Genomic DNA, 24525 nt, shown 5'->3' on the forward strand with positions numbered 1-24525 from the left:
CTACTGATAAGTCTTGAAGATCTAGATCTTCAAGACTTATCAGTAGGCTACGAAAAAAATTTCTCTTATTTTTGGGTTACTAAGCACAAAAAAAAGATGTCACATTTAACGATTGAACAAAGATACGAAATTGCTACACTTCGTTCACAAGGATTTTCAATGAGTAAAATTGGAGGGTTTATAGGTAGAGATAAATCTGTAATTTCAAGAGAGCTATCCAGAAATTCCGATCAAAGAAATAATGTTTATAAAGCTAAATTAGCCCAAAGTAAGGCCAGTATTCGACAGCATGAAAAAGCTAAGAAAATACGCTTTACTGAACAGATAAAAGCACGTGTTATTCATCTTTTAGAAGAAGATTTCAGTCCTGAACAAATAGTAGGATATTGCAGTGATAAAAACTTTGAATGTGTTTCGATTGAAACAATTTATCAATTCATTTGGAGCGACAAAAAGAAAGGCGGACAACATTATAAGCACCTACGCACAAAAGGAAAGCGATATGCTAAAAGAGGGGCTTTAAAAGGCTCAAGAGGTATTATTAAAGATAGAGTTGGTATTGAAAACAGGCCGTTGGTTGTAGAAGAAAAGCAAAGAATTGGGGATTTAGAAATTGATTTGGTAATAGGTAAAAATCACAAAGGAGCTTTGTTAACAATAAATGACAGAGCATCAGGTGTGCTTAAAATGGCTAAAATAAACAGTAAGGAATCACAAGAAATTCAGGAGAAATTAATTGAATTATTAATGGATTGGAAGCCCATTTTGCACACCATTACATCTGATAATGGGAAAGAGTTCGCTAACCATAAAAAAGTATCTGAAATATTAGAAATCTCATACTTCTTTGCCAACCCATATTGTAGTTGGGAAAGAGGTGCTAATGAAAATTTAAATGGTTTAGTAAGACAATATTTTCCAAAAAAATATAACTTTGATTTAATAACAGAAGAAGAGGTTTTAAGAGTAACAAATAAATTAAATAACAGACCCAGAAAAAGATTTGGTTTTAAAAGTCCAAATGAAATTTTTGAGCAAAAACTTAAACAATGTGCATAAGGTTGCATTTGTTAATTGAATCCACCATTTATTTGACTTAGTGTTTATGGATTTTAATTGTGTTCGAAGGTATCTCGAAGTGTCGGGACTTCGCTAACTATTGTCTGTATGTCTGCGCGATCGGGTTGCGCTAATATTATCTGTAAGTCTGCGCAATGAGGGTAGGTGCTGTTGCAAGCTACCCTTTTTATGTATTAGTGTGGTTTCCATTTCGTCTTGCCAACAAATTAGGAATTACCAAACTTAAAATTGTCCCGAAAATTGCGATAAGAACCCCAAGCATCCAGGTATTTTGAACTTCCATTTCTTTTTGTATAACATCTAGTTTGCTTTGGGTAAGTTCTTTGGAATAGTCGTCAGCCTTTTTTAGCAACTCTATTTCCTGTCTAACTTGCAGTAGTGATAAGGTCTTTTCAGGGTTATCTGATATGCCTGTTTCAATAATTTTAACTCTTTTTTCTAAAAATGATAAGTTTGAATTTCTAAAAATGGTGTCGGTCTTGTTATTTGATTTTGCAATATTATTCAGCTGTCTTTCTAAGACTAAAACTTTGTCTTGAAGGTTTTTAAATTGATTTTCTAAACTGTCACAGCATAAATCTGGTTGTTTTGATTGCTTGTCGAAACCTTTCTGCTGAAAAAACACAGCAATTAATGAAGCTGAAATTCCTACAATTAAACTCAATAAAGCAAGATATGAACTTTGTTTGTTTCGTCTTTTTTTGTCTTCAAGTTCAGCACACTTTTTTTTATATAATTCCCTTTGTTTAATCTTTTCTTCAGTTATTCTTTTGGCAGATAGAGTTTTAAAATTAGGAAAGTCATCTTTTGATATTGGTTCAAATGAATTGTCTTTTGTCAATCCAAATATTTGGAAATCTTGTTCATCAATAGGAATTACAAGGTAGGCTGGAATATTCTTTGTTCCTAAATAGCTGAACAACTTGTAAAACTGACCTAAAGTTATTTCTTCAATTCTTTCGTCAATTCTGTTTTTAAATTCAATTAGTCCAATGTATTCCTTATTAACTGTATCAATGATAAGTAGGTCCGGTCGAAATAGTGTTTTTTCCTGGTCAATCCTAATGGCAAATTGTGATAACAAATTGTCCCTAGAATAACCTCTATTAAGCAAAAATTCAATAAATAGATTTTCAAGTTCTCTTTCTGACATTATGTCGTTTGTTTAGGGTTGATTGTAATTAATATATAAATATGTGATATAGCCAGTATCACTACTATCCGAAAGTTTTAAATAAAACTCACAAAACCTTCGCTAAGTATTGTATTTATTGAATTTGTTTTTATTTATTGAGAAAATAAGTCAGGTTTAAATACTATTTTATTTTGGTTTATCACTTTTTTAGCCCCTTCATTTACTTGATTGCAAACATATTCTAAACTTAAATAAAAAGCCAAACACACCCTTATCTTTTCAACAAAGTTAGAAAATGTTTTTACTTTCTTGGCAATTGTTCTGTTTATGAGTTCTAATAACAAGTAACTGATTAAGGCTACGTATATTTGAGATTTAACTGCATTTTCACTAGTTCCTAAAAAAGTTTTTATTTGTAGATTTTGCTTCATTGCTTTGAAAAATAATTCAATATCCCATCTCTTCTTATACAAATCAGCTATTGTTCTAGCTGTCCAATCTAAATTATTGGTTATAATATGGATTACCTTGTTATCTTCTTCTCTATAAACTGTTACAAGCCTTAAATTATGCTCATTTATCGTGGTTTCAACAGCCTTTTTTCCTGATAGAGTTATAATCTCATCCTTTAAGATATCTTGATCTTTATCAAGTGGTAATTCTAATTCATTGACTATTATGTAGTCGGTATTAGTTTTTATTCTTGTTACAAATATATTTTGGGCAAATATTCTGTTGAGCATCAAAACAAAATCAAAATAAGCTCTATCCTCAACAATGATTGTATTTTTTGGGAAGATATTTTGTCCTAAGCCTTTACTGTCGTGTGTTTTTGCCTCTGTAATATTTATTAAATCAGGAATTTGCAAAGCATCATCAAAACAGGTATGTATTTTAATACCTCCTTTTGCTGTCCGAAACTTTGCCCAATCAAACATCGACAAACACAGACTAATTGTGGTACTGTCTATCAATTTGATACTATGGTCTTTGATTTCTTGAATAATGGTTCGATGATTGTCGTTTTTCAAAACTTTATCATAGTGACTTAATAGCTTTACATACAAGGCCTCATACACTTTCCAAGTTCGTTTTTTATTGCCATCACTCATTGTGGAACGAGCAGGAGATTGGTTTAATCCCAAATCGGTTATAAAACTCTCACAAACCCCGATTCCAGTAGAAATATCACTTAAAGTATAGCATTTATTGAGCTGTCCGAAAGTTAAAGCTACGAATTGGTCGTAGGTCTTGTATTTACTACATCCTTTATCACTTTGATGCTTTTTGACACACGATTCTAAAATCCAACGTGGAACTAGATCTAAAATTTGCCTCAGTAAAGGTTTATTGTTATTTTTGTTTCGCTTGAAGAGTCCCATAAAATTATTTTATTTTTCGCAAAACAAAAATAAGGGATTCTCAGGCTCTTTTAATTTATGACTTTCGGATAGCAGTGAGCCAGTATATATTAATTTATTTCCAAATTTATTATTTTTTTCTTACAAATGATCAAAAGGAGTTTTTATTTGTTGCAAACTTCTTGTACTAAAATGTAAGTGTACTGTGGGTGGTTTTGCGTGAGGGATAGGAATGGAAAGCCCGCAAACAAGTGTAGCGATAGCGAAACTTGTTGAGAACTTGCAATGGATAGCCCGACAGCACTGAGCTAAGGGGCTTAATCTAGCATAAGTAGAGTAAGCCCCTTTGCTTGGTGTTGGCACGCCCAAATACTTATCATGAAACCTCCCAAAACCCATAAAAAAACCACTTAGATTGCGCTAAGTGGTTTGGTGTATATAAGGAATGGTGCTTACATTTTTTTCATTTGATCTTTCATCATTTTGATTTGATCGGTTAGCATACCTTGTTTGTCAAGCTTTTTGGCTTCGTTCAATAGGTTGGTAGCTTCAAGTTTACGTCTGCGGGTCATGGCTACACCGGCAAGGTTTAGTTTTGCTACTGCAAGGTCCATATCCATTGATAATCCTAGTTCGATTGCTTTTTTGAAATATTTTTCGGCTTGTGTCAAGTTGGTTTGTGACAACATGATACCGTGTAGGTAATTAAAGTATCCTTGTTGTTTTTGTACTAAGGCAGCTTCTGGATTTCTTATGAAGGCTAACATTTTGGTAGCGCCTGGAAAATCTTGTTTTCTAAGTTTAAGGAAAGCCAATAAGATGAACTCGTTCTTGAAGTAAAAGAAAATAGGGAAGACTGTGAGTAAAATCAAGAAGATTCCGTTACCTATATTGTGTTCTGTAAATTGCCAAATGCTTGCGATTACTAGTAATCCAGCGATGATTAGTTTGATATTTTTGTGAAACATAAGTATTTTTGTTTTTTAAGTTCGCAAAGATAGTAAAATCAATAGGATAGTAGCAATAGAATAGTCAAATGTGTAGAGTTGTTGAAAATCAGTACATTTGCGTGGATTAAGATGAAATAACGGCAATTAAGCGGTCGTATTTAAGGATAATTCGGGGGTAATTTGGGTGCTGAAATAGGAAGGTTGCAACTTTATTAAAATATTTTTAAAAAAGCGCTTGGTAGAAAAAAAAGACTTTGTATATTTGCACTCGGTTTCAAAAGAACAATAAGACATATAAATAAGATTTAAAGATACAAAGCAATGAGCAAAAGAACGTTTCAACCATCGAAAAGAAAAAGAAGAAATAAGCACGGATTTATGGACAGAATGGCTTCTGCGAATGGAAGAAAAGTTCTTGCTAGAAGAAGAGCTAAAGGAAGACATAAATTGACTGTTTCTTGTGACCCAAGACACAAAAAATAATGTTTTAATTAACATACGTAAGGCGTTACTTTTTTTAGTATCGCCTTTTTTTATACCTAGTCGGTAAAAACATTGAGAACTTCTTAGTTTTTAATGCTTTAACCGAGAATATTTTATCAAAAACACCTTTAATTATATCAAAATGCCGAAAGACACATCAATTAAATCCGTTTTAATAATAGGTTCAGGTCCAATTGTAATTGGTCAAGCTTGTGAATTTGATTATGCAGGATCGCAATCTGCACGATCTATTCGTGAGGAAGGAATAGAAGTTATCTTGATAAACTCTAATCCTGCAACGATTATGACTGACCCTTCTATGGCAGATCATATTTATTTGAAGCCTCTAACTACCAAATCAATCATTGAAATCCTTAAGGAACATCCTCAAATTGATTCTGTTTTGCCTACAATGGGAGGACAAACGGCTCTAAACTTATGTTTGGAAGCTGATGAAAAAGGGATTTGGAAAGATTTTGGTGTTAAAATGATTGGTGTTGATGTTAACGCCATTAATATTACTGAAGACAGAGAGCAGTTTAAACAATTGCTTCAAAAAATTGGTGTTCCTACTGCACCGGCAGAAATTTGTACTTCGTACCTAAGAGGTAAAGAAATTGCTCAGGAATATGGTTTTCCATTGGTAATTCGTCCTTCTTTTACACTTGGAGGAACAGGTGGAGCTGTGGTATACAAACCAGAAGATTTTGATAAGTTATTGACACAAGGTTTGGAGGCTTCTCCAATTCACGAAGTCTTGATTGACAAAGCTTTGATGGGATGGAAAGAATATGAATTAGAGTTATTAAGAGATAAAAATGACAACGTAGTAATCATTTGTTCGATCGAAAATATGGACCCAATGGGGATTCATACTGGAGATTCGATCACGGTTGCACCTGCGATGACATTGTCTGATACTACTTTCCAAAAATTACGTGATTATGCGATCTTAATGATGCGTAGTATTGGTAATTTTGCTGGAGGTTGTAATGTACAGTTCGCTGTGTCACCAGACGAAAAAGAAGATATTGTAGCGATTGAAATTAATCCTCGTGTCTCTCGTTCTTCTGCATTGGCGTCTAAAGCTACTGGTTACCCGATTGCAAAAATCGCAACCAAATTGGCATTAGGATACAACTTGGACGAATTGCAAAACCAAATTACAAAATCGACTTCGGCTTTGTTCGAACCGACTTTGGATTATGTGATTGTAAAAATTCCACGTTGGAACTTTGATAAATTCGAAGGTTCAGACAGAACTTTGGGAATCCAAATGAAATCGGTAGGAGAGGTAATGGGAATTGGACGTTCGTTCCAAGAAGCTTTACACAAAGCTACGCAATCCTTAGAGATCAAACGAAATGGTTTGGGTGCTGACGGAAAAGGATATACCAACTACGAGCAAGTAATCGAGAAATTAACCAATGCAAGTTGGGATCGTGTATTTGTAATTTATGATGCAATTGCAATGGGAATTCCGTTGAGCCGTATTCACGAGATCACCAAAATCGACATGTGGTTCTTGAAACAATACGAAGAACTTTATACATTAGAAAAAGAAATTTCTAAATATACTGTAGCCAATTTGCCAAAAGAATTGTTGTTGGAAGCGAAACAAAAAGGTTTTGCCGACAGACAAATCGCGCACATGATGAAATGTCTAGAAAGCGAAGTACACACTTTGCGTATGGACAAGAACATCAACCGTGTGTTTAAATTGGTAGATACTTGTGCTGCAGAGTTTGAAGCTAAAACACCATATTACTATTCTACTTTTGAGGCAGAAATCGAAAAAGCAGATGGTACCCGTTATGTAGACAACGAAAGCATTGTTACAGACAAAAAGAAAATCGTAGTACTTGGTTCTGGACCAAACAGAATTGGGCAAGGAATCGAATTTGATTACTCTTGTGTACACGGAGTTTTGGCTGCCAAAGAATGTGGATACGAAACAATCATGATCAACTGTAACCCAGAAACGGTTTCGACTGATTTTGATACAGCAGACAAATTGTATTTCGAACCTGTTTATTGGGAGCATATATACGACATCATCCAACACGAAAAACCAGAAGGTGTAATCGTGCAGTTAGGTGGTCAAACGGCTCTTAAATTGGCTGAAAAACTATCTAAATACGGCGTAAAAATCATTGGAACTAGTTTTGATGCTTTGGATTTAGCCGAAGATAGAGGACGTTTCTCTGACTTGTTAACCGAGTTAGACATTCCGTTCCCACAATTTGGAATCGCAGAAACTGCTGACGAAGCTTCGGCTTTGGCAGATACTTTAGACTTTCCATTATTGATTCGTCCTTCTTATGTTTTGGGTGGTCAAGGAATGAAAATTGTAATCAACAAACAAGAATTGGAAGAGCACGTTGTGAACTTGCTTAAAACGATTCCTGGAAATAAATTACTGTTAGACCATTATCTTGATGGTGCGATCGAAGCAGAAGCAGATGCAATTTGCGACGGTGAAAACGTATACATCATCGGAATCATGGAGCATATCGAGCCTTGTGGAGTGCACTCTGGAGACAGTAACGCTACTTTGCCTCCTTTTAATCTAGGAGAGTTTGTAATGCAACAAATTAAAGACCATACTAAGAAAATCGCTTTGGGATTAAAGACTGTTGGTTTAATCAACATTCAGTTTGCAATAAAAGATGAAACAGTTTACATCATCGAAGCCAACCCAAGAGCATCTCGTACGGTTCCGTTTATTGCAAAAGCGTACGGTGAGCCTTATGTGAACTACGCTACCAAAGTAATGTTGGGTCACAATAAAGTAACCGATTTTACTTTCAACCCACAATTAAAAGGATTCGCAATCAAGCAACCGGTTTTCTCTTTCAGCAAGTTCCCGAATGTAAACAAAGCACTAGGACCAGAGATGAAATCAACAGGAGAAAGCATCTTGTTTATTGATGACCTAAAAGACGACCAGTTCTACGAATTGTACTCTAGAAGAAAAATGTACTTGAGTAAATAATCTCAAATCATATTATACCAAAATAGGCTGTCTCACAAGGACAGCCTATTTTTTTGTGCTTATTTTAAAGATTAGGAGCGAATGATTTGGCTTTTTTAGGAGACATTGTTCCCGCTTTCCGCTCCAATCTTGTGGCGGCATAAATGCCAGCCGCCACAAGGATTTCCACTTCAATCGGGGCTAAGGGAGGAAGATGGTTTCTTTTTTGGAAGATATAGTAAAATGTTTTTAACCGCAAAGACCGCAAAATACTACGCAAAGTTTGCAAAGCTTTGCGTTCCTAGCGATTTTATTGAAAGGGTAAATAACCGCAAAGGACGCAAAGTACTACGCAAAGTTCGCAAAGCTTTGCGTTCCTAGCGTTTTATAGAAAGAGTAAAATCAACCTTTGCGAACTTTGCGGTTAAACCTCACCAGCTATTTCTCAAAATCTATGGCGAAAATGATTTGAACCTTAATGCTAAAAAAGGTATTTTTGACATTCTTAATAATACAAAAACTAAAAACAACATGAACATAGTTTGGCTAATAAAACCGTTTGAAGCATTAACCGTAAACGAACTTTATGACATGCTGCAATTGCGTTCTGAAGTATTTGTAGTGGAGCAAAACTGTGTCTACTTGGACCTTGATGGAAAAGACAAAAAAGGATTGCATTTAATTGGAACCTATGATGGGAAAATAGTGGCTTGCACGCGCTTGTTCAAACCCGGAATCTCCTATGAGTACGCCTCGATCGGGCGCGTGGTTGTTGCGCAAGCCTACCGCGACAAAAAATGGGGACACGATTTAATGCGAGAATCCATTGCCGGAATCAAAGAGCATTATGGAGAAACGAATATAACGATTGGAGCACAACTCTACTTAAAGAAATTTTATGAGAGCCATGGTTTTGTTCAATCAACCGAGATGTATTTGGAAGATGGGATTCCACATATCGAAATGAAAAGGGAGTAATTTTTGTGTAATACTAAATTCTAGGTTGCTTTTCAGGATCTTGATACGTGTTAAAAATGGCATTTATGAATACCGTTTTATTCTTTTCGTCAACTATGAAAAAAGCGATATATTTAAATTTTTTGAAAGGTATAAATCTGTAATTAGTATCATGAAATTGATAAAAAGGATTTTTTTGTAAAGCTTTGTATGTCTTTCGATAATCCTTCAAGAATTCTAAGGCTACTTTTGTACTAACTTGTTTTACATAATAATCCACGGCGTCCTCGATATTTTGTTTTGCTATCGGAGAAACTACAATTTTATAATTCATGTTTAGCTTTTAGATCACTATAAATCTTGTCTGCATCGGTATATAAAGTAGGGTCAAGACCTAATTGTTTGTCCAAAATCTTTTGCTGTTCTGTGGTTAAAGTATATTTTTTGACAGATGAACCCATCAAAGCTTTAACCTTTTCAACTACGGACACATCTTCCAATTGACTGATCCAATTGATAATGTTTAATTTATCTTTTTGTAATTGCTGTGTATTCATTAGACTTCTATTTAAGGCAACTTTATATTTAGTGAAAAGTAAAATTTCTAAGTATAAGAGTTAATTAATGATTCACACAAAGATACAAACCTTTTTGCCATAAAAGAGAATGAGCTAAATTTTTCGAAGAGATAGAGTTTGGCCGCACATTACATGCACGGATGCTACGGGTTGAAAACTATGTTAATTATTTTTTTGCTGCCAAAGCCAATAAAGAGCCAGAATTAACAATGTTGATTCGTGATGCAGACAAGAAACTTACGCAGCAACTCACGACGGTTGTAGACAAAGAAATGATAGCATCGAATGATGCCAAATTAAAATACAATTTTGATGGAATCAGAACAGACAAAATATAATTTAATGGTCTGGCCCTCGAACGAATTGACAATAGGATTATTTAGAAAGATCATTGGTGTTAACTTAAATAACATTACTAGATAAATTGATACAAATCACATAAGAAATGAACAGTTTTTAAAACAAAATTATAGTCTTTTAGTCCATTTTTCAGGGTGTATTGAGGTATGAAAAACACCTAAAATGATAATGGTGTTCTCAGATTTTAGAAATTGATAATGAATTGTATACGGGAAAATTTTGATAACTGCTACATGAATAGTTTCATATCGTATTTGAAAGCATTCTGGTTGGTTGGCGATGAAATTGATTTCTTCTTTTATATTTTTAAAAAATCTAGTTCCTAAACCTTTCTGAGCTTGATTGTACCATGTTGTAGCCTGCTTGATGTCTTGTTTTACATGCAATGCAAATTTAACTTTAGCCCTCATTTTCTAAATCATTCCAAAATTGATCTTCTTCCAAAACTAAATCAGGATTTTGTTTAATGGCTTCAATTCGTTCTGAAACTAAATCCATTTGCCAATTTGGAATTTCATTCTCATTACTGAGTTCTGATGGCAAAATAATAACTTCAACTCTTGTAGCAGTAAAACCTTCGGGTAAATTAACCTGAAAGGATTTGCCTTTAACATCTATAAACTGTCTGATTGCATCCATAGTTTTAAAATTGATTATTTTGATTCACACAAAGATACAAACCTTTTTGCCATAAAAGGGAACGAGCTAAATTTTTTGAAGATATAGGGTTTTGCCGAAAATTACATGTACGGAAGCTACGGGCCGAAAACTATGTTAATTATTTTTTTTCTGCCCAAATTACACCTATTTTTGAGAATACTAATTGGTTTACCAATCAATTAACTACCAAAAAGTAACCTTATATAAAGTGTATGAAAAAAATAGTAATTATGCTCACATTTGTAGCATGTACCGGTATGCAGGCGCAAGTAGCTGTGTGGAATATGAAAAGTTTGGATACTGCCAAAGCCAATAAAGAGCCAGAAATAGCAATGTTGATTCGTGATGCAGACAAGAAACTTACGCAGCAATTGACGACGGTTGTGGACAAAGAAATGACGCCATCGAGTGGTGATAAGCACGATTATATGAGCATGGGACGCTATTGGTGGCCAGATCCAATCAAAGCTGATGGCTTGCCATACATCCGTAAAGATGGAGTGTCTAATCCTGAGATCGAAAAATTAGATCGGTATCCGTTGGGAGCTTTCGCCAAGAGTATCGAAACTCTTTCCCTTGCTTATTACGTAACGGGGAACGAAAAGTACGCTCAAAAAGCAGTTGATAATCTAAAAATTTGGTTTGTGAATCCCGATACCAGAATGAATCCAAATATGAATTACGGTCAAACGATTCCGGGAATCAGAAACGGTTTGGGTAGAGGAGAAGGTGTCTTAGATACTTATTCTTTTCTAGAAATGCTAGACGGTGTTGAATTACTCAAAAAGTCTAAGTCATTTTTGATTAATGACCAAGAAGCCGTTAAACAATGGTTTACAGCTTATGTCAATTGGTTGCTAACAGCGCCTGTGGCTAAAGAAGAGCAAGAAGCAAAAAACAATCACGGTACAGCATTTGATGTTCAGCTAGCCCGTTACGCACTATTTATAGGCAACGAAGATCTAACAAGAAAAATAGTCTCAGATTTTCCGCAAAATAGATTGTTTAGTCAAATTCAGCCCGATGGCTCACAGCCATTAGAGTTAGAGAGAACGACCGCTTTGGGGTATTCTACCTTTAACCTAACACACTTTTTGGACATGACCAAAATCGGAAAAGTGATGGGAATTGATTTGCTACAAGCTAAATCGCAAGATGGAAGAAGCATTCAAAAAGCAATTGATTTTTTGATTCCGTTTCTTAATATGTCGGTAAGTTCTTTTCCGTACAAACAAATAAAAGATTGGGATGAAGTTCGAGAAAAGCTGCTTTGGCAAATGTACCGACTAGACAAAATGGTAGAAAAACCATTATACAAAGAAGTTTATCAAAAGAAATTGAAAAAGTCTAAAAAAGATATAGGTATCTTATTATTTTAAAAAAGAAATAGCCCCGGAATATAAATTTCGAGGCTGTTTTTTTAGGTTTATTTTGAGTTGGTATACCTATCAAGTGTAAATCGAAAATTATTTTTAGAGAATGATTTTTCAAAATAGTATAAATTTACTTAGTCCTTCTTTAAGTGCTATCCTCCCTATATCACTGTTACCTTGTTAGAGGAAGTAGGATCGTTCTAGAACAAATAGTTAAAGCGTCCCAAAACTTCGAGGGCAGAAGAGCTATTTGATTTGGATATGGAATCGTGCTGTTACAAATACTGCTCTTAGGTTTTGTTGCCTGATATTTATCATATTTTGTATGGAGTTCTTTATCGAATTTTGTCCTGCTTTAATCAATAATATAAATACAGAACAAATGATAAAAACTAATTCTCCCCACAGTTTTCACATTCCCGTTATGGGTTTGGGTTACACGATTGATAGCCCGATTCGCGTGGCGCATTACGGAATTTCGTCAGTGGTTTCGATTGTAGATGATGATTTGATCGAAAAAATGAACCGCTATTACAGTCAAAAATTTAATTTTAAGTACCAAGAAATTACACAAAAAATGCATGATTATCGTGCTGAACGTGTAACGGCTTATCTGAATTTGATGGACACGGTTGTCAAACAAAAATTCAACGACTTTAAAGAAGAATTGGCTGCCAGTAAAACGGTTTTAACCAACTATTTGGCAATGCTACCTCAAACTTCTGATTTGAAGAAAGGCTTGCAAAATCGCATGGAAGAAGGTAAAGAGGCCATTTTGAATTACCTTGATAGCCATTTGAGTCCGGGTGCGATTGATGTGAATATCATGACCAAGGTAGACAAAGATAATTTTGACAAAGACCAGCAATTGCCAATTGAATTTAATGATGCACATGCTTCTTTGCGCGGATTTGCAAATAGTAATTTGAGATCTTCGGTGGTTTTGTCAGCGGGAATGAATCCGAGATTGTACAGTTATTTTGAGAATTTTGACTGCTTTTTTCCAAATACAGAAGACCAATTGGAGAAGAAAATTATCTTGAAGGTTAGTGACTTTAGATCAGCGATGATACAAGGGAATTTCTTAGCAAAAAAAGGACTTTGGGTATCAGAATACCGCATTGAATCAGGACTGAATTGTGGAGGACATGCTTTTGCTACTGAAGGTTTATTGCTTGGACCAATCTTGGAAGAATTTAAAGAAAAGAAAGATCAACTAATTCAGTCTGCACACGATTTGATGGTGAAAGCTTTGACCATAAAGGGGAAACACATTCCTGAACAACCATTGGAACTGATTATTACAGCTCAAGGTGGTGTAGGTACGGCGCAGGAACATGATTTTTTATTAGAGCATTATCAATTGGATTCGATTGGTTGGGGTTCTCCGTTTTTGTTGGTTCCAGAAGCTACTTCTGTAGATCCTGAAACCCGAAAATTATTAGCGAAAGCGAAAGAAGAAGACTTTTATTTGAGCGCTATTTCGCCACTTGGGATTCCGTTTAATGCTGTGAAAGGAACAACAAATGAAGCTTTTAAACAAAAGCGTATTGACGATGAAGTACCAGGAAGCTCCTGCCCTAAGAAGTTTTTGGCTTTGAGCAAGGAGTACGGCGCAAAAGGGATGTGCTCTGCGTCCAAAAAATACCAAGACTTGAAATTGGAGGAATTAGCGACACAAAAAGACAGCTTTTCACCAGAGGCATATTCAAAACGTAAAAATGTAATTACAGACAAATCGTGCTTGTGTGTTGGCCTTGCCAATGCTTCGTACCTAGAGAACGATATTGCAATCAAAGGACAAAAACAAGGTGTTGTGGTGTGTCCTGGACCAAATTTGGCTTACTTTGACCACGAGGTTTCATTATTGGATATGGTAGAGCATATTTACGGCACAACCTCAATTTTGACAGTTCCTAATCGTCCAAATTTATTTGTAAACGAATTAAAGATGTACGTGGATTATTTGAGAAACGAAATCGCCAATTTTTCTGAGACGATTGCAGCGGGGCAAATTAAAAAATGGAAGACATTTAGAGATAACTTATTAAGCGGCATCCAATATTACAATGATATGTTTGCTAATGCTGCTGTTTTGCCCGAAAATAATGAAAATACAAAAGGACAGTTAGCGTTTTATAAACAAGAAATTGAAGCGATAATGATTCCAGAATTGGCAGTGGCCTAGTTGTGATTTTTTTTAAATTGGATAAGTCATTAGAATTTTGAACTTTTTATCTTTTGTAAAAGTTCGAAAAATATAAAGATATATATATCCCTATAAGTTAGTTGCCAAAGCTACTGTTACGAATATGGCTTGAATTTTAGTATTCGAAATAAAATAGTTTAAAATAGAATGGTTGAATGATCTTTATGTAGATTATTCAGCCATTTTTTTTAGGCTAGAATGATCTTTTATTGTGGTTTTTTTACCGTCTAATTCGATGTATCCTAGTTTTTTAAATTCAGATAATAATCGAATACAGCTTTCTGTAGCGGTACCAATCATGCCCGAAAGTTCTTCTCTAGTCAGTTGAATGTGTAAAGATCCGTCTGGATTATTACCAAAATTAGTTTCCAAATACAATAATGTTTCTGCTAGTCTTGATTTTACATTTTTTTGAGCCATAGAGATAATATGATCATCTGACGTTTTCAAGTCACCACACACAGATTTCATCATATTCATAGAAAACTGATTGTTATCATCAAAGAAACCAAGAATTTCAGTTTTAGGAATAAAACAGATCTCCATGTCTTCAAGTGCAATTGCGCTTAAGTTAGCCGACTCATCACTAATCATGGAGCGCTGTCCTAATAATTCGCCTCGTTTGCTAATTTTTACAATCTGATCTTTTCCGCTTGAGGTGAGTTTCGACAACTTGCAAACGCCATCTTTTATACAGAAAACCCCATTCATAGGATCGCCTTCGCTAAAAATAATATCTCCTTTTTTTACCGTGTAGGATGTTTTGCAATTGGCAAGTTTAATTACTTCGTCTTTATTCAAAGCTTTCATGGAGGTATATTGTCTTACGATACATTGGTCGCATTTACCCATAATATATTTTTGTTTAGTGATTTAACAAAAATACTATTTTCTATGACATATATCATACTTTATGGTGTAATCATTACAGAACTTTGCCTCAGGTAAATGAGTAAATTATGGATGCATCAAAATGTTTCCATTGTGGGTTAGATATTGTAGAAGCAGAAGAGATTGTTTTTGACGAGAAAAGTTTTTGTTGTAATGGTTGCAAAACCGTTTACGAAATATTTTCGGTCAATGATATGACCTGCTATTATGATTTTGAAAATTCCCCTGGAGCAACCCCTTTGGATATTCAAGGCAAGTACGATTTTTTGGATAATGACCAAATTGTCGCCAAACTATTAGAATTTGAGGAAGAAAAAACAGCGATCGTTTCGCTAAGTATTCCGCATATTCATTGTAGTTCTTGTATTTGGATTTTAGAAAACTTACAAAAATTAGAGTCTGGTATCAGTACTTCTCAAGTAAATTTTAGTCAAAAAAAAGTTCGTATTGTCTATGATCAAACGGCTGTGAGTTTAAAATCAATTGTACTTTTATTGAGTAGAATTGGTTATGAGCCTTATATCACCTTAGAGAATTATGAAACAGGATCCAAAAATGTGGACCGTTCTTTAACGTACAAACTGGGAGTAGCTTTTTTCTGCTTTGGAAATATAATGCTGCTTTCTTTTCCTGAATATTTTGAAGTTGGCGAATATTGGCTGGATACATACAAACCTTTTTTTAGGGGATTAATTTTAATATTGTCTCTTCCTGCTTTCTTGTATTCTGCGAGTGGCTATTATGTTTCTGCTTTCAAAAGTATCAAATCAGGTTTACTGAATATTGATGTGCCTATTGCATTAGGAATCATTGTCATGTTTGTGCGTAGTTTGGTAGATATCACTTTCAATTACGGTTCTGGCTTTTTTGACAGCTTAACAGGATTGATCTTTTTTATGCTTTTGGGGAAATCATTTCAGATGAAGACCTATAATTTTTTGAACTTTGAGCGTGATTTTAAATCTTATTTTCCAATTGCAATCACCCGCTTGATGGACGGAAATAAAGAAGAAAGTATTCCTGTTTACGAAATAGAAAAAGGTGATAGACTGTTAATTCGAAATCAAGAATTGATTCCGGTAGACGGAATTTTAATGAGTGAAACAGCCTCAATTGATTATAGTTTTGTAACAGGCGAGGCAGATCCTGTGACCAAGAAATCGGGTGATAAAATCTTCGCAGGAGGTAAACAGATGGGAAAAGTAATCGAAATGCAGGTCTTACATTCGGTTTCACAAAGTTATTTAACCCAATTGTGGAGCAATGATATTTTCCAAAAAACGGTCGATCAAAAACACAAAAGTATCACCGATACTGTAAGCCGTTATTTTACCCCAATATTATTAGTGATTGCTTTTGTCTCTTTTGCTTTTTGGCTTTTTATCGATACCAAAACGGCTTTCAATGTATTTACAGCCATTTTAATCGTGGCTTGCCCATGTGCACTGGCATTGACAGCTCCTTTCACACTTGGGAATATACTACGTATTGTGGGAAAACAAAAGTTCTATCTCAAAAATGCTTTGGTAATCGAACAATTAGCAGCGGTGGATACCATAGTTTTTGATAAAACAGGAACAATTACTACCAATAAAAAAGCGGCCATTGAATATAAAGGAAAAACGTTAGTGCACCATCAATTGGCATTTGTGAAAAATAGTTTGCGTGCATCTAATCATCCCTTAAGTCGAATGCTATATGATTTTCTACCTGAAACTCAATCTGTAAAATTGGATGATTTTGTCGAAATAACAGGTAAAGGCATTCAGGCTACCATTGACGGAATTGTAGTTCAATTAGGATCGGCCTCTTTTTGTGGGCTCGAAAGTCAGGATTCTACCGAAATCAAAAACACATCGGTACATATTAAAATTGATGGGCACTATTTAGGAGCCTATGAGTTTAAAAATCAATACAGAGATGGCTTAGAGCATTTGTTTCAAGATTTAAGTAAAAAATACGAATTGAAAGTACTCTCAGGTGATAATGAAGGTGAAAGAGCAACCTTGGAAACTATTTTGCCAAGAGGTACCGAATTGGTATTCAATCAAAAGCCAGACGAAAAACTTGAATTCATTAAGCGATTACAAGAATCGGGTAAAAACGTGATGATGGTAGGAGATGGTCTTAATGATGCTGGAGCACTGGCGCAAAGTAATATCGGAATCTCAATTTCTGAGAACGTTAACGTTTTTTCACCCGCTTGCGACGGAATACTCGAAGCTAATGAGTTTGAAAAACTAAATTACTTTTTACAACTGGCAAAAAAATCAATGTTAGTAATCAAAATGAGTTTCGGTTTGTCATTACTCTATAATATAGTAGGACTATCATTTGCTATTACGGGTAATTTGCTACCCTTAGTAGCCGCTATATTGATGCCATTAAGCACAATAACTATTGTTAGCTTTGTTACTATAATGAGTAATTATTACGGTCGAAAAGTAGTCAAATAGTGCTTTATGACTATTTCACGAATTGAAACATATTAAAACAATAAAATAGTACTTCTTTTTTCAAATCATGATAAATGTCATGGTTTAGCCCAAGTACAAAGCATAATTTTGTTAACACAAATTTAAGGTATGAGTGTCATTTATTTATTAATTCCCATCAGCATCATTATTGCGATTGGTTTCTTTATTGCTTTTATCAGAGCGGTAAAAACTGGTCAGTATGATGATGACTACACGCCATCTGTCAGAATGCTTTTTGACGATGAGCTAAAAGTTGAAAATCCAAACCCAAAACAAATAACAGAAGAAAAACAAAATTAATTATGGAAATGCAACAATTTTATTACGATAACAAAATTGTAAAGAAATTCATCTATGCCACTATCATTTTTGGTGTAGTTGGAATGTCGGTAGGGCTTTTGGTAGCCTTCTTTTATCTTTTCCCAAACTTGACCGATGGTATTGCATGGTTGAGTTATGGTAGATTGAGACCTTTACATACAAATGCGGTTATTTTTGCCTTTGTAGGAAACGCTTTTTTTGCAGGAATGTATTATTCTATGCAGCGTTTACTAAAAGCCAGAATGTATAGCGATTTTTTAAGTAATCTTCATTTCTGGGGATGGCAAGCAATAATTGTAGCTGCGGCAATCACACTGCCACTTGGATATAGCAGTTCAAAAGAGTATGCCGAACTAGAATGGCCAATTGATATTGCTATTACCATTATTTGGGTAGTGATGGGTATTAACATGATTGGTACCATGATCAAAAGGAGAGAGCGTCACTTATATGTTGCGATTTGGTTTTACTTGGCAACTTTTGTAACTATTGCAGTACTACATATTTTTAATAATCTAGAGTTACCAGTATCTGCTTGGAAAAGTTATTCTGTATATGCAGGTGTTCAGGATGCTTTGGTACAATGGTGGTACGGTCACAATGCAGTTGCCTTTTTCTTGACTACTCCATTTTTAGGTTTAATGTATTACTACGTTCCTAAGGCGGCTAACCGTCCAGTGTATTCTTATAGACTTTCAATTGTACACTTTTGGTCTTTGATTTTTATTTATATCTGGGCAGGGCCACACCATTTATTGTATTCTGCTTTGCCAAACTGGGCTCAGAATTTAGGTGTTGTTTTCTCAATTATGTTAATTGCTCCATCTTGGGGAGGTATGATTAATGGATTGTTAACCTTGCGTGGTGCTTGGGATAAGGTACGTGTAGACCCTGTATTAAAATTTATGGTGGTGGCGATTACCGGTTATGGTATGGCGACTTTTGAAGGGCCAATGTTATCACTTAAAAATGTAAATGCTATTGCGCACTTTACCGACTGGATTATTGCACACGTACATGTAGGTACATTAGCATGGAACGGATTTATGACTTTTGGTATGATTTATTGGTTGATACCAAGAATGACGAAATCAAAATTATATTCTTTGAAACTAGCCAATTTCCATTTCTGGATTGGAACCTTAGGTATTATTTTATACTGTCTTCCAATGTATGTTGCAGGTTTCTTGCAAGCATCTATGTGGAAACAATTTAATCCTGATGGAACTTTAACTTATGGTAACTTCTTAGAAACAGTAACCCAAATTATGCCCATGTATATCATGCGTGCTATTGGAGGATCCCTTTACTTGATCGGAATGCTTGTTTTAGTGTATAACATTGCCATGACGGTTAAAAATGGTGAAGAAATTGAAGATGAATTGGCAGAAGCTCCAGCCTTAGTTAAAATTAGCAAAGGAAGAGTTAAAGGTGAAAAATTCCACCCATGGTTAGAAAGAAAACCTATTCAGTTAACAATTCTTGCTACTGTTGCCATTTTAATTGGAGGTGTTATTCAAATTGTACCAACATTGATGGTGAAATCTAATATTCCAACCATATCAAGTGTTAAACCATATTCACCACTAGAACTAGAAGGACGTGATTTATACATCCGTGAAGGTTGTGTGGGTTGTCACTCACAGTCGGTACGTCCATTCCGTTCAGAGGTAGAGCGCTACGGGCCACAGTCAAAAGCGGGAGAATATGTGTATGATCACCCATTTTTATGGGGTTCAAAACGTACAGGTCCAGATTTGATGAGAGTAGGAGGTAAGTACAATGATAACTGGCATTTCAACCACTTCTGGAGTCCACAAAGTATATCTGCAGGTTCTATTATGCCAGGATACAAATGGTTGTTTGATAATAAACCAATGGATATTTCACTTACACAAAAGAAAATGGAAGCCATGGTAACTCTTGGGGTACCATATACAGATGCTGAGGTTGCAAATGGTCTTAAAAATTTAAGAGCGCAAGCTATCACAATCGAAAATAACTTGAAGAATGATCCAGATTTCGTTAAGAGTTATGAAGAAAGTAGAAAGAAAGCAGCAGCTAAAGGTGAAAAATTTGTTCCAATGAATGAGAGAGAGATTGTAGCGCTTATTGCTTATATCCAAAGATTAGGAACAGATATCAAAGTAAAAAAATAGAGAGTTTCTAAGTTTTGAGATTCTAAGTCGCTAAGTAAAAATAACTTATCGAACAAACTTAGAATCTCTTAAACTTAGGGTCTTCGAAACTTAAAAAAAATAGATATGTTCGAACAAATCAAACACAATATGGAAACGATAGAAGGGGTTTCAATTTACCCTATTCTATCCCTTCTAATTTTCTTTTTGTTCTTTGTGGGTCTAGCTGTTTGGGTAGTCTCGTACAAAAAGGAAAAGATTGAGGAGCTGAGTCAAATTCCTTTAGAGGATAACGTAAAAATATAATTTCAAAAATTAAATCTAATGAAAAAAATAATTCCTAATTATCTAAGAGTACTAATCATTTTCTTTTTGATTTTTGGTGCAATGGAATTTTTTATAGACTCTGGTGATCGTCCAGCGTTTATTAAATATCCAATGGTATCGGTGTTTTTATTTGTGTTTTTGTTTCTTTTAATAGCTATAGAAATCACAGTAAAAGCAATTGATAATATAACTTACAACTTGCTTAGTGAGGAAGAGAAAGCAAAATTACTTACAGAAGTTGAATTACCATACACAGAAAAAGAATGGTATAAAAATTTAATGCAAAAATTGACCCGTACAGAGTCAATTGAAAATGAAGATGCCATTATTTTGGACCATGATTATGATGGTATTCATGAATTGGATAACAATTTACCACCGTGGTGGGTGTATTTGTTTTATGCTTGTATTGTTTTTGCAGTAGTATACTTTGTTCGATTTGAAGTAATGGGAGGCGATAATCAAGAAATGGAATTGCAGAAGGAGCTGGCTCAAGCCAAAATTGATGTTGCAGAGTACATGAAAACTGCACCTGATATGATGGACGAAAAGACAGTAACCTTATTGACAGATCCAGCAGATTTAGCGATAGGTAAAACTATTTTTACAACCAACTGTGCGGCTTGCCATAGAGCAGATGCAGGAGGACAAATCGGACCTAACTTAACCGATGATCACTGGATTCTAGGTGGCGGAATAAAAAATATCTTTCACACACTTGTAAATGGTGGTAGAGATGGTAAAGGGATGATATCTTGGAAAGGTACCTTAAAACCAAAAGAAATGCAGAAAGTTGCAAGTTACGTTCTTTCGCTTAGAGGTAGTAATCCTGTTGATCCAAAAGCTCCAGACGGAGAAATTTGGGTTGAAGATGCTGCAGCAGCTGCACCAGCAGCAAAATAATATTGAAATAAAGACCATAAACCATGTCAAACTTACCCAACGAAGCATTTAGAGATACCATCGGAACTATTGATGACGACGGAAAAAGAAAATTTATTTTTCCTAAAAAGCCGTCGGGTAAGTTTTACGATTACCGTAAATGGGTTAGCTATTTTTTGTTACTAATTCTAGTTGCCAATCCATTTATCAAAATCAACGGCAATCAGTTTATGATGTTCAATGTTTTAGAACGTCGTTTTAATATTTTTGGATATCCTTTTTGGCCACAAGATTTTTACATATTCGTATTGTTTATGATTGTCGGAGTGGTATTTGTAATTTTGTTTACGGTTATTTTCGGTCGTATATTTTGTGGTTGGGTCTGTCCACAAACTATTTTTCTCGAAATGGTTTTCAGACGCATCGAATATTGGATTGAAGGTGACAGAGGAGCTCAAATTCGACTTCAAAAACAAGATTGGAATGCCGAAAAAATCAGAAAAAAAGGCCTCAAGTGGACTATATTTCTAATTATTTCGTTTGCCATTGCCAATGTATTTTTGGCCTATATTATAGGTAGCGATGAATTGTTTCAAATGATTGAAGATGGTCCAATGGTGCACGTTAGTACTTTGATATCATTATCAATTTTTACAGGTGTATTTTATTTTATTTTCGTTTGGTTTAGAGAACAAGTTTGTATTATAGCATGTCCTTATGGTCGTTTACAAGGTGTGTTATTAGATAATAAATCTATCAATGTTGCGTACGATTTTGTACGTGGTGAAAAAGAGGCTGGTAGAGCCAAATTTAATAAGCAGGAAAATAGAGAAGAAACAGGAAAAGGAGACTGCATTGATTGCAAACAATGCGTGAATGTGTGCCCAACCGGAATCGATATTAGAAACGGTACTCAACTAGAATGTGTTAACTGTACTGCTTGTATTGATGAGTGCGATACTATTATGGATAGCGTAGGATTGCCAAAAGGCTTAATTCGATATGCATCTGAAGATGAGATCGAAAAAAAGGAACCATTTAAATTTACAGCAAGAATGAAGGGATACACTGCTATCCTCGGAATCTTGATAGGGGTTTTAGTGGGACTATTGTTTCTTCGTAATGATGTTGAAGCTACTGTTTTAAGACTTCCAGGGCAGTTATTTCAACATAAAGGGGAAAATATCAGTAACATTTATACGTTTAAAATTATTAATAAAACCAATAATGACTTCAAAAATATTCATTTTGAATTAGTTGGAATCAAGGGTAAGCTAAACGTAGTAGGTAAAAGTGCTTTTGAAGTGCCAAAACAAGGTATGAGTAGCGGAACCTTATTTATAGAAATTAATCAGTTTTTACTTGAAAGTGATAAAACTAAACTTCAGATCGAAGTTTATGAAGGAAAACGTAAAATCGAATCTACAACGACTAACTTTTTAAGTCCGAGGAGTTTTGATTAATCCCCCTAGTCCCCGAAGGGGGAATATATAGAGGAGTCCTACGACTGTAAAATGCTAAGGAGAAAAATGGAGATTGGTTACAAGTAAAATTATTAAATTTAAAAGACAATGAAAAAAGACAATACAACGACAACAGAGAGAGTTCCCACTTCGGAGGCTAGGGGGATGCGCATCAACTGGGGAACCGGTATTGTAATTGCCATTGCCTTGTTCATGAGTTTTATCTTGTATTTTGTAATCAAAGTACAATCTAATTCTAAATACGATAACGAATTGGTAGTCGAAGAGTATTACAAACATGATTCCAAATATCAAACCGAAATAAACCAACTTCAAAGCGCCCAAAATTTAGCTCATAAACCAACTTTTACCACTACTGAGAAAGGAGTGTTGGTTGCTTTTCCAGCAGAATATGAAGCTACAAAAATAAAAGGAAAAGTGTCTCTCTACAGACCGTCTAACAAGAAATTTGACTTCGAAATTCCCATTTCGTTTTCAGATTCTAATCCAACTTTACTCATACCTAAATTAAATTTGGTAGACGGTCGCTGGGACATTACTATGGAATGGCAATATGATGGCAAGTCGTATATGTCTAAAGAAACCTTGTATTTGTAAAAGAAGTTATTAGTTAAGAGTTTTGGATTAACGATTGTTGATTAACGATTTCTGATTTTTGATATGTTGGAGTAGATGTACAAAACGTTGAATTTTATTTTTGCTTTTTGAAACTGACTTTTGACTTTTGAATTAGATTTTTGATTTGTTGGAGTGGATGTATAAGACGTTGAATTTGATTTTTGACTTTTGAAATTGACATTTGACTTTTGAATTATATTTTTGATTTATTGGAGTAGATTTACAAAACGTTGAATTTGATTTTTGACTTTTGAAATTGACATTTGACTTTTGAATTAGATTTTTGATTTGTTGGAGTAGATGTACAAAACGTTGAATTTGCTTTTTTTTTTTTGAAATTGACATTTGACTTTTGACTTTTGAGATTGATATTTGATTTTTGAAAAATGATTTATACAGCATTTATATTCGGATTAATAAGTAGCTTTCATTGCATTGGGATGTGCGGTCCTATAGCAATGATGCTTCCTGTTGACCGAAAAAATCCTGTCAAAAAAACAACACAAATTTTAACCTATCATCTAGGACGATTAACGGCTTATGCTACCATTGGTTTGCTATTTGGTGTTCTTGGTAGAGGATTATTTATTGCTGGCTTTCAACAAAAGCTATCCATATTTATAGGTATTGCCATGATATTGGTAGTGGTAATTCCAGAGCGAAAATTAGCCCAATACAATTTTTCCAAACCAGTGTTTCGAGCTATATCAACAATAAAATCAAAACTAGGTCAACAATTCAAAAACAAAAGCTATAGTTCATTATTTACTATAGGACTGCTCAACGGCTTTCTACCATGCGGAATGGTTTATGTAGCCTTGTTTGGCGCTATAGCCATGCAATCTGCCAGTCTTGGAGTAGCTTACATGTTACTTTTTGGTCTAGGTACAGTACCTATGATGAGCGCAGTTGTCTACATCAATTCGTTTTTAACAATCTCTATTCGCAATAAGATTCAAAAAGTAATTCCCTACGTAGCCATAGTGATTGCTATCCTTTTTATTCTACGCGGTCTCGGTCTCGGGATTCCATATGTATCGCCTACCAACATGAGCTTGTTTGTACAAGCAGAGGCCAATTGTCATTAATTATCATTTTTTTCGAAGCAGATAAACAATTTTCTATCTGCCAATATCGTCCCGCTATCCGCTATATCTTTGTTTTTTAAAAGAAAAAAACAAAGGATACCGCTCCTATCGGGGCTAAGGGCTTTTTCTTCGCGTTTTTGTACCTATTAGCAAAACTAGTATACTTCGATAGGGTAAAA

Annotated in this window: 23 protein-coding genes; 15 read left to right on the plus strand and 8 right to left on the minus strand. The window is 34.8% G+C overall.

Translation table 11 applies throughout. From position 1 onward, the window contains the following. Positions 1 to 96: 96 nt before the first annotated feature. Entirely contained in the window at positions 97 to 1059 is a 963-nt protein-coding gene (locus FFWV33_RS10510) for an IS30 family transposase (RefSeq protein ID WP_108739654.1), read from the plus strand. 187 nt (positions 1060 to 1246) lie between these two features. On the opposite strand, the gene FFWV33_RS10515 is transcribed toward FFWV33_RS10510, so the two are convergent. From FFWV33_RS10515 to FFWV33_RS10525, 3 genes are all read right to left on the minus strand, one after another. Then, the gene (locus FFWV33_RS10515; protein ID WP_108740864.1) at positions 1247 to 2233 is read right to left on the minus strand and encodes a hypothetical protein; all 987 of its coding nucleotides are present in this window, start codon (positions 2231 to 2233) and stop codon (positions 1247 to 1249) included. Between the two features lie 134 nt (positions 2234 to 2367). Then, positions 2368 to 3597 carry an IS4 family transposase gene (locus FFWV33_RS10520; protein ID WP_108740865.1) on the minus strand — a complete coding sequence of 410 codons (1230 nt, stop codon included), beginning with the start codon at positions 3595 to 3597 and terminating at the stop codon, positions 2368 to 2370. Between the two features lie 431 nt (positions 3598 to 4028). Beyond that, positions 4029 to 4544: a hypothetical protein gene (locus FFWV33_RS10525; protein WP_108740866.1), complete on the minus strand. Its 516-nt coding sequence runs from the start codon at positions 4542 to 4544 to the stop codon at positions 4029 to 4031. Positions 4545 to 4847: 303 nt separating this feature from the next. Between FFWV33_RS10525 and rpmH the strand changes: the two genes are divergently transcribed. The 3 genes from rpmH (at position 4848) to FFWV33_RS10540 (ending at position 8961) form a co-directional block, all read left to right on the plus strand. Then, a complete protein-coding gene (gene rpmH, locus FFWV33_RS10530; protein WP_026706823.1) occupies positions 4848 to 5009 on the plus strand; it encodes a 50S ribosomal protein L34 in 162 nt (53 codons plus the stop codon). A 142-nt stretch (positions 5010 to 5151) separates the two neighbouring features. Next, a complete protein-coding gene (gene carB, locus FFWV33_RS10535) occupies positions 5152 to 8004 on the plus strand; it encodes a carbamoyl-phosphate synthase large subunit (protein WP_108740867.1) in 2853 nt (950 codons plus the stop codon). Positions 8005 to 8514: 510 nt separating this feature from the next. Continuing rightward, positions 8515 to 8961, plus strand: a complete 447-nt coding sequence (locus FFWV33_RS10540; RefSeq protein WP_108742522.1) for a GNAT family N-acetyltransferase — start codon at positions 8515 to 8517, stop codon at positions 8959 to 8961. A 13-nt stretch (positions 8962 to 8974) separates the two neighbouring features. On the opposite strand, the gene FFWV33_RS10545 is transcribed toward FFWV33_RS10540, so the two are convergent. Beyond that, a complete protein-coding gene (locus FFWV33_RS10545) occupies positions 8975 to 9274 on the minus strand; it encodes a type II toxin-antitoxin system RelE/ParE family toxin (protein ID WP_108740868.1) in 300 nt (99 codons plus the stop codon). Beyond that, on the minus strand, positions 9264 to 9497 hold the full coding sequence (locus FFWV33_RS10550; RefSeq protein WP_108740869.1) for a hypothetical protein: 234 nt from the start codon (positions 9495 to 9497) through the stop codon (positions 9264 to 9266). Before FFWV33_RS10550 ends, FFWV33_RS10545 begins: the two co-directional genes overlap by 11 nt. A gap of 161 nt (positions 9498 to 9658) precedes the next feature. Here FFWV33_RS10550 and FFWV33_RS10555 point away from each other — a divergent pair, with 161 nt between their 5' ends. Further along, on the plus strand, positions 9659 to 9856 hold the full coding sequence (locus FFWV33_RS10555) for a hypothetical protein (protein ID WP_108740870.1): 198 nt from the start codon (positions 9659 to 9661) through the stop codon (positions 9854 to 9856). A gap of 129 nt (positions 9857 to 9985) precedes the next feature. On the opposite strand, the gene FFWV33_RS10560 is transcribed toward FFWV33_RS10555, so the two are convergent. Both FFWV33_RS10560 and FFWV33_RS10565 read right to left on the minus strand, forming a co-directional pair. Then, the gene (locus FFWV33_RS10560; RefSeq protein ID WP_108740871.1) at positions 9986 to 10288 is read right to left on the minus strand and encodes a type II toxin-antitoxin system RelE/ParE family toxin; all 303 of its coding nucleotides are present in this window, start codon (positions 10286 to 10288) and stop codon (positions 9986 to 9988) included. Beyond that, positions 10278 to 10517, minus strand: a complete 240-nt coding sequence (locus FFWV33_RS10565; RefSeq protein ID WP_108740872.1) for a hypothetical protein — start codon at positions 10515 to 10517, stop codon at positions 10278 to 10280. Before FFWV33_RS10565 ends, FFWV33_RS10560 begins: the two co-directional genes overlap by 11 nt. Before the next feature lie 233 nt (positions 10518 to 10750). Between FFWV33_RS10565 and FFWV33_RS10570 the strand changes: the two genes are divergently transcribed. Continuing rightward, positions 10751 to 11917: an alginate lyase family protein gene (locus tag FFWV33_RS10570; RefSeq protein WP_108740873.1), complete on the plus strand. Its 1167-nt coding sequence runs from the start codon at positions 10751 to 10753 to the stop codon at positions 11915 to 11917. A 376-nt stretch (positions 11918 to 12293) separates the two neighbouring features. Continuing rightward, positions 12294 to 14099, plus strand: coding sequence for a hypothetical protein (locus tag FFWV33_RS10575; protein ID WP_108742523.1), 1806 nt, complete (start codon positions 12294 to 12296; stop codon positions 14097 to 14099). Between the two features lie 192 nt (positions 14100 to 14291). On the opposite strand, the gene FFWV33_RS10580 is transcribed toward FFWV33_RS10575, so the two are convergent. Next, the gene (locus FFWV33_RS10580) at positions 14292 to 14972 is read right to left on the minus strand and encodes a Crp/Fnr family transcriptional regulator (protein ID WP_108740874.1); all 681 of its coding nucleotides are present in this window, start codon (positions 14970 to 14972) and stop codon (positions 14292 to 14294) included. A 107-nt stretch (positions 14973 to 15079) separates the two neighbouring features. Here FFWV33_RS10580 and FFWV33_RS10585 point away from each other — a divergent pair, with 107 nt between their 5' ends. The 8 genes from FFWV33_RS10585 to FFWV33_RS10625 all read left to right on the plus strand — a co-directional run bounded on the left by FFWV33_RS10585 (position 15080) and on the right by FFWV33_RS10625 (position 24346). After that, positions 15080 to 17467, plus strand: a complete 2388-nt coding sequence (locus tag FFWV33_RS10585) for a heavy metal translocating P-type ATPase (RefSeq protein WP_108740875.1) — start codon at positions 15080 to 15082, stop codon at positions 17465 to 17467. Between the two features lie 129 nt (positions 17468 to 17596). Continuing rightward, positions 17597 to 17788 carry a cbb3-type cytochrome oxidase assembly protein CcoS gene (gene ccoS, locus FFWV33_RS10590; protein WP_108740876.1) on the plus strand — a complete coding sequence of 64 codons (192 nt, stop codon included), beginning with the start codon at positions 17597 to 17599 and terminating at the stop codon, positions 17786 to 17788. Positions 17789 to 17790: 2 nt separating this feature from the next. Next, on the plus strand, positions 17791 to 19968 hold the full coding sequence (gene ccoN / locus FFWV33_RS10595) for a cytochrome-c oxidase, cbb3-type subunit I (RefSeq protein WP_108740877.1): 2178 nt from the start codon (positions 17791 to 17793) through the stop codon (positions 19966 to 19968). A 105-nt stretch (positions 19969 to 20073) separates the two neighbouring features. After that, positions 20074 to 20253, plus strand: a complete 180-nt coding sequence (locus tag FFWV33_RS10600) for a CcoQ/FixQ family Cbb3-type cytochrome c oxidase assembly chaperone (RefSeq protein WP_108740878.1) — start codon at positions 20074 to 20076, stop codon at positions 20251 to 20253. An 18-nt stretch (positions 20254 to 20271) separates the two neighbouring features. Further along, a complete protein-coding gene (locus tag FFWV33_RS10605; RefSeq protein ID WP_108740879.1) occupies positions 20272 to 21177 on the plus strand; it encodes a cbb3-type cytochrome c oxidase N-terminal domain-containing protein in 906 nt (301 codons plus the stop codon). Positions 21178 to 21200: 23 nt separating this feature from the next. Next, complete coding sequence (gene ccoG / locus FFWV33_RS10610; RefSeq protein ID WP_108740880.1) at positions 21201 to 22619, plus strand: cytochrome c oxidase accessory protein CcoG; 1419 nt, start codon at positions 21201 to 21203, stop codon at positions 22617 to 22619. 165 nt (positions 22620 to 22784) lie between these two features. After that, entirely contained in the window at positions 22785 to 23237 is a 453-nt protein-coding gene (locus tag FFWV33_RS10615) for a FixH family protein (RefSeq protein ID WP_108742524.1), read from the plus strand. A gap of 407 nt (positions 23238 to 23644) precedes the next feature. Then, positions 23645 to 24346 carry a sulfite exporter TauE/SafE family protein gene (locus tag FFWV33_RS10625; protein ID WP_108740882.1) on the plus strand — a complete coding sequence of 234 codons (702 nt, stop codon included), beginning with the start codon at positions 23645 to 23647 and terminating at the stop codon, positions 24344 to 24346. The last annotated feature ends 179 nt before the right edge of the window (positions 24347 to 24525 follow it).

This window comes from Flavobacterium faecale (assembly GCF_003076455.1).
Lineage (GTDB): Bacteria > Bacteroidota > Bacteroidia > Flavobacteriales > Flavobacteriaceae > Flavobacterium > Flavobacterium faecale.